The sequence below is a fragment of the Leptolyngbya sp. AN10 genome, assembly GCF_050565645.1.
In the GTDB taxonomy this organism is placed as follows: domain Bacteria; phylum Cyanobacteriota; class Cyanobacteriia; order Leptolyngbyales; family Leptolyngbyaceae; genus Leptolyngbya.
The window spans coordinates 86596-92800 of record NZ_JBNXVP010000029.1; the positions used below are offsets into that span (position 1 = coordinate 86596).

The 6205-nt window shown below is 48.0% G+C and carries 8 protein-coding genes; 5 read left to right on the forward strand and 3 right to left on the reverse strand.

The genetic code is table 11. The annotated features are described in order from the left end of the window. Nucleotides 1–82: 82 nt before the first annotated feature. The gene (rlmD, locus tag ACQ4M5_RS30200; RefSeq protein ID WP_430679509.1) at nucleotides 83–1468 is read left to right on the forward strand and encodes a 23S rRNA (uracil(1939)-C(5))-methyltransferase RlmD; all 1386 of its coding nucleotides are present in this window, start codon (nucleotides 83–85) and stop codon (nucleotides 1466–1468) included. After that, the gene (gene lpxD / locus ACQ4M5_RS30205; protein WP_430679510.1) at nucleotides 1469–2500 is read left to right on the forward strand and encodes a UDP-3-O-(3-hydroxymyristoyl)glucosamine N-acyltransferase; all 1032 of its coding nucleotides are present in this window, start codon (nucleotides 1469–1471) and stop codon (nucleotides 2498–2500) included. 4 nt (nucleotides 2501–2504) lie between these two features. On the opposite strand, the gene ACQ4M5_RS30210 is transcribed toward lpxD, so the two are convergent. Continuing rightward, nucleotides 2505–2834, reverse strand: coding sequence for an ArsR/SmtB family transcription factor (locus tag ACQ4M5_RS30210; RefSeq protein WP_430679511.1), 330 nt, complete (start codon nucleotides 2832–2834; stop codon nucleotides 2505–2507). A gap of 72 nt (nucleotides 2835–2906) precedes the next feature. Here ACQ4M5_RS30210 and ACQ4M5_RS30215 point away from each other — a divergent pair, with 72 nt between their 5' ends. Then, nucleotides 2907–3605, forward strand: coding sequence for an MIP/aquaporin family protein (locus ACQ4M5_RS30215; protein ID WP_430679512.1), 699 nt, complete (start codon nucleotides 2907–2909; stop codon nucleotides 3603–3605). Continuing rightward, nucleotides 3602–4015 (forward strand): arsenate reductase, glutathione/glutaredoxin type, encoded by a 414-nt coding sequence (gene arsC / locus ACQ4M5_RS30220; RefSeq protein WP_430679513.1) that lies wholly within the window; start codon nucleotides 3602–3604, stop codon nucleotides 4013–4015. Before ACQ4M5_RS30215 ends, arsC begins: the two co-directional genes overlap by 4 nt. Nucleotides 4016–4152: 137 nt before the next feature. On the opposite strand, the gene ACQ4M5_RS30225 is transcribed toward arsC, so the two are convergent. Beyond that, on the reverse strand, nucleotides 4153–4995 hold the full coding sequence (locus ACQ4M5_RS30225; protein ID WP_430679514.1) for a M56 family metallopeptidase: 843 nt from the start codon (nucleotides 4993–4995) through the stop codon (nucleotides 4153–4155). Further along, nucleotides 4995–5414, reverse strand: a complete 420-nt coding sequence (locus tag ACQ4M5_RS30230) for a BlaI/MecI/CopY family transcriptional regulator (RefSeq protein ID WP_430679515.1) — start codon at nucleotides 5412–5414, stop codon at nucleotides 4995–4997. Before ACQ4M5_RS30230 ends, ACQ4M5_RS30225 begins: the two co-directional genes overlap by 1 nt. A gap of 201 nt (nucleotides 5415–5615) precedes the next feature. Between ACQ4M5_RS30230 and ispF the strand changes: the two genes are divergently transcribed. Further along, nucleotides 5616–6101 (forward strand): 2-C-methyl-D-erythritol 2,4-cyclodiphosphate synthase, encoded by a 486-nt coding sequence (ispF, locus tag ACQ4M5_RS30235; protein WP_430679516.1) that lies wholly within the window; start codon nucleotides 5616–5618, stop codon nucleotides 6099–6101. The last annotated feature ends 104 nt before the right edge of the window (nucleotides 6102–6205 follow it).

Here is a 6205-nt window from a genome sequence, read left to right on the forward strand (position 1 = left end):
TAAAGGCGGTATTAGTTGAGCGCTCTATCATTCGTCTCGAAGAAACGTCACAATAGAACAGGTCAAAAATTGGTAAATTGCTGTGCGTCCAGAGTTAGAGACAATTGAAGCGACATGGAAACAAGGTGACCTCATCGAAGTCACGATTACGGATTTAAGCGATCGAGGCGATGGAGTCGGACGAGCCGGATCGCGTGTGGTTTTTGTTCCGGATACGGTGACGGGCGATCGGGCAATGGTTCGATTGATGCACGTCAAGCCGAATTTCGCCCATGCAAAAGTCCATGAAATGCTCGAAGAGTCGCCGTATGGAGTGCGTCCGAGTTGTATTGTGGCGGATAAGTGTGGCGGGTGTCAGTGGCAGCACGTCGATTATGAGTATCAACTTGAGGCGAAACGAAATCAGGTTGTGCAGGCGTTGGAACGGATCGGGGGATTTGATCAAGTCCGAGTTGATCCTGTTTTCAATGTGAGCGAACCGCTGCACTATCGCAATAAAGCGACTTACCCCTTGGGAGTCTCGCAGAATCGACAAGTGCAGGCGGGATACTATCAAAAAGGCACTCATCAAATTGTGAATCTGAATCAATGTCCGATTCAAGATGAGCGTTTGAATCCGTTTTTGGCTGAGATTAAACAGGATATTCAGCAGCAAGGCTGGCGAGTTTACGATGAGAAGTATCATCGGGGACAAGTGCGGCATCTATCTTTGAGAATTGGACGGCGAACGGGTGAAGTGTTGCTCACGTTAGTCACGGCTGATCCAGAGTTGCCGAATTTGGAATCTCAGGCGCAGGAATGGCTGCAACGATATCCGAATTTGGTTGGGGTTTCGCTGAATGTGCAACGCGATCGCACAAATGCAATTTTTGGCAGAGAAACTTACTGCATTGCAGGTCAGCCATTTTTGAGCGAACAATTTGCAGGATTAACGTTTCATATTCGTCCCGATACCTTTTTCCAAGTGCATACCGAGCAAGCAGAAGCTTTGTTAATGGCGATCGTAGAAGAATTAGATTTGCAGGGAAATGAAACCTTTGTGGATGCTTATTGTGGCATTGGCACGATGACTTTACCGATCGCACAACGAGTCAAAACAGCGATCGGGATCGAGATTCAATCTGAAGCGATAGAGCAAGCCCGTCAGAATGCCACTTTGAACGGGGTCGATGTCAGCTTTGAAGTGGGAGCCGTTGAGAAAGTTCTAAGTTCTCTCTCGGTTCAGCCAGATTTGGTCATGCTTGATCCGCCGCGTAAAGGCTGTGATGCAACCATTTTAGAAACGCTCAGGCAACAGAAACCTAAACAGATTGTTTACGTCAGTTGTAATCCTGCCACGCTTGCGAGAGATTTAAAGTTGTTGTGTGCTGACAATGCTTATCAACTCACGCGAGTACAGCCTGCGGACTTTTTCCCGCAAACGGCTCATGTCGAGTGTGCAGCATTTCTGAAACGGGTGGAGGAGTAAATGAAGTTCAAGGATTTAGTGGAAAAGTTAGGGAAATCGATCGCGAGTCACAGTGACACACCAGATTTAGAAATTACTGGAGTGAGCGCGATCGCAGAGGCAACCTCGAATACTTTGACTTATGCAGAAAGCACTAAATACATTGAACAACTGAAAGCCACGCAAGCAAGCGCGATCATTCTGCCTGCGAATGAAACATTGCAAGCGATCGCAAACGATCGCGGTTTGGCTTGGATCGTGACTTCCCAACCGCGCCTGGTGTTTGCTCAAGCGATCGCGTTTTTCTACCAACCTTATAAACCTTCGCCCCAAATTCATCCAACCGCCGTAATCGATCCTTCTGCTCAGATTGGCGAATCGGTTTCGATCGGTGCTCATGTGGTGATTGAGTCCGGTGCTAAAGTGGGCAATCACGTTTGTATTCATCCCAACGTTGTCGTTTATCCCGGTGCAACGATTGGCGATCGTACTATTCTTCATGCCAATTGTACGATTCACGAACGCGCCCAAATTGGTGCAGACTGTGTGATTCATGCGGGTGCGGTAATTGGTTCCGAAGGCTTCGGATTTGTGCCGACTCGTGAAGGCTGGCTGAAAATGGAGCAATCCGGCTATACGGTGCTGGAAGATGGCGTTGAAGTTGGCTGTAATTCAAATATCGATCGTCCCGCAGTCGGTGAAACTCGCATCGGTCGGAATACGAAGATCGATAACTTAGTCCAGATTGGGCATGGCGTGAAAGTTGGTGAAGCCTGTGCGTTTGCGGCTCATGTGGGAATTGCTGGAGGTTCCACGATCGGCAATCGCGTGATTTTAGCGGGACAAGTTGGAGTGGGGAACGAGGCGAAAATGGGCGATGGCTCGGTTGCTTCAGCTAAAACGGGTGTGCATGGAGATGTAAAAGCGGGTGTGACCGTATCCGGATACCCTGCGGTAGAACATCGAGTGTTTCTCCGGGCTTTCGCGCTCTATAGTCGGCTGCCTGAAATGTATCAAGCCATTAAACAGATTCAAAAGCGATTAGATGGATGAATACTTAAGACAATACATTCTGCAATGCAATGAGTCGTTCTTTCACAATGCGGTAATAGATCCAAGTTCCACGCCGCTCTTTTTCTAGCAGCCCTGCTTCGTACATCACTTTGAGATGGTGACTGACGGTGGGTTGAGCAAGTCCCAAAGTTTCGACTAATTCACAGGCGCAAACTTCCTGGGTCGGTTGGGCTGCGATTAGGTTCAGCAGTTGCAACCGCGCAGGTTCACCCAACACCCGAAAAATTGCAGCTAGTTGAGTCGCTTCTTCGGGTGTGAGTTTGCCTTTGAGCAAAGGTGGACAGCAAGAAATAGCAGGTGTCGTTCTTTTCATAGCTTCTATATTGACATACATCAATATCCTCTGTCAGAATATCGATGCTGATGAATATCGATGAAATTCAATATGAAAAAACAGAAGCGATATTCGATCGCGCTTTATTCGAGAGAAGTTTTTGCAGAGTTCATTGGCACGTTTGCGATCGTATTCGCGGGAACGGGTGCTGTGATTGTGAATGAAGTCAGTCAAGGAGCATTGACGCACCTCGGTATCAGCTTTGTGTTTGGCGCGATCGTAGCGGCATTGATTTACAGCCTCGGTCACATCAGCGGCGCACATTTCAATCCAGCGGTCACGTTAGCATTCTGGGCAAGCGGATTCTTTAAACGCGATCGCGTATTGCCCTACATTTTGGCGCAGGTTTTGGGGGCAGTCACCGCTTCAATGTTGCTCGTGCTGTCGTTTGGTAGGGTCGGAAATTTGGGCGCAACAATTCCCCTGGATGGCAATTGGCAGCAGTCATTCATTTTAGAAACTGTGCTGACCTTTATTTTGATGTTGGTAATTTTGGGATCGGGACTCGATCGACGTGCGCCAATCGGATTTGCTGGAATGGCGATCGGTTTAACCGTCGGTTTAGAAGCGGCTTGTATGGGATCAATTACGGGCGCGAGTATGAATCCTGCTCGATCGTTTGCGCCTGCGTTGATGAGTTGGAATTGGCAACATCATTGGCTGTATTGGATTGCACCGATTTTGGGCGCACAATTAGCAGTTTGGGCTTATCGATATCTGTCGAATGAATTTAAGGAGGTTTTGGAATGAAGCGAGTGATGTTTGTTTGCAAAAAGAATTCTCGTCGATCGCAGATGGCAGAAGGATTTGCGAAAACGATCGGAACTGCGATCGTCACCAGTTCAGGACTCGAAGCCAGCCACGTTGATCCGATCGTCGTTCAAGTCATGTCCGAAGTTGGAATTGATGTAAGCCATCAGACCTCGAAAGCATTGAGCGAATTTGATCCGGAGGATTTTGATATCGTGATTTCGCTTTGTGGATGTGGTGTGAATTTACCGAAGGAATGGCTGTTACGAGAAGCGTTTGAGGATTGGCAATTGGACGATCCAGAGGGATATTCGATCGATGTTTTCCGCAGAGTACGCGACGAAGTGAAAGTGCGAGTGGTCACACTACTCGAATCATTAGAATTTTTGCCTGAACGCCTTGGCGAATAGAATTCGCGGCTATACAAACGAAGTCCGCCGTCGCGGACTAAGAAAAAATTGGGTGTCAGTGTGCGCTAGGCACACTTTGTCTGTGTAGCCCCGAATTCTATTCGGCAGGCATCTTCGATTCGTGTAGGAGATTCACTTTAGAAATGAAACGGAACGATACACAGCGGCAGAAGTACGATCGATAACCAAATCCAAACGGTAAAACTCCGATCAGATACAGGCTCCGATTCGTCTAACAGTGCATCAATTCGTTCATTCAATCGAGACTGAGGAATTGCATCACCTAAAGCCGCCATCCAAGGTTCTGATTCCACTTGCGAGGCAGAGACGATCGACAATAATGCCTCAGCGAGTAACAATCCATCCGTTTGCTGTGCTGCCCAGCGATCGGCTCGAAGTTCTCTTAAGAAAATTAACTCTTGCCAAAGTGCTTCCGTATTCGGTAGCCAAGCCGTTAATCGACGCAATCCACCTAACCAGAAAAACCAGAAGGTATCGCGATAGTATTGGTGTGCTTTTTCGTGGGTGAGTGCAACTTGTAAATGCGATTCGTCTAGCGTATCTAATAGTCCCTCGCTGATGACTAACTCAGGATTCCAGAATCCGATTTGAGCAATGTACGGAGTGGAATGCTCTAGTAATCGTGCAGGTGTTGAGAGAACTGTTTCTTGTGGCAACTGATAGATTTTTTGAAGCGATCGCTGTGCCTGCAATGCCAATTGTACGAGAAGAATGATTCCGATCGTTAAAAATGCGATCGCAATTCCATAACTGCTCCAACCATCCCAAGTGTGAACCATTCGACCACGCGGACCCATACAAAGAATCGCGATCGCGCTTGTAATCAACAACAATGGCGAAAACAGAAATGCACCTAACGCCCATTGCCAACGAGTATTCCAATCTGCGGCTCTAGATCTCCAAGCGAATCGAAACGCGATCGCGGCACTAATCGAGATGACTAACAAAGTAAAGTGCATTATTGTTTCTCCCGCGCCTCACGAACAGCTTTGAGACGTTGTGCGATCGCGTCAAGCTGATCACAACTCGCTTGGTCTAAACTATCGGCAAACGCAGCGACCACATCAGGATTGGTGACCGCTAAGAACTGGTTAAGTTGTTGCATTGCTTGAAGCGCTCTAGCTTCGGATTGCGACACGATCGCAGACCAGGTAAACGATCGATTTTGTTTATTGCAGGCAAGCCAGCCTTTTTTTACTAGTCGATTCAAAACGGTTGTGACCGAAGTGTAAGCAAGTTCTCGATCGGGATCGGAGAGAATGCGATCGTGGACATCTTTTACTGTGACCGTTTCAAGTTCCCAAACAATCCGAAGAATCTCAGCCTCTAGGGGACCAAGTGAGAGTTGTTTCGGGCGATTTTCTGGAAGCGGAGCCATACGTAAAACAGAATTTGAGTTTGAATTTGATCATATAGCAAGTAGGGAGTGGGGAGTGGGGAGTGGGGAAAATGCTTTCTAGCTCTCTGTTGCAAATCGCAATAACCTTGCCACCCTACCCCCTACTCCCCACTCCCCACCCCCTACTCAGTTTCGTTTCACACTACGATATTCTGAAAATCGCAGTAATCTCTTCAAGGTATGGCAATTCGCATCGGCAACGGCTACGACATTCATCGCCTCGTCAGCGGACGGGATCTGATTCTAGGCGGCATCAAAATCGAACATGAAACAGGCTTACTCGGTCATAGTGACGCAGACGTTTTGACTCACGCGATTATGGATGCGATGCTTGGAGCGCTTAGTTTAGGTGACATCGGACATTACTTTCCACCGACTGATCCGAAATGGGCAGGAGCCGACAGCATTGTTTTGCTCGAACAAGTCCACCAACTGATTCAAGAAAAAGGCTGGAAAATTGGCAACATTGATTCGGTCATCGTGGCAGAGCGTCCGAAGTTAAAACCCTATATTGAATCGATGCGATCGCGTCTCGCAACCGCTCTAAACCTTCCTCCCGACTGTGTGGGAGTCAAGGCAACGACGAACGAGAAAATGGATGCGGTCGGTAGTGAAGATGCGATCGTCGCTCATGCTGTCGTGCTATTAACCCAAGTTGCGGGTTAGGCAAGCCAGAGAAACTTTGTATCGATGAGCGCAAAGAAACCAGCGCAGCGATTGCTGCGCGTCTGGTGTAGAGCATTGCGCTTTACGTGCGAGCATTGCGCTTT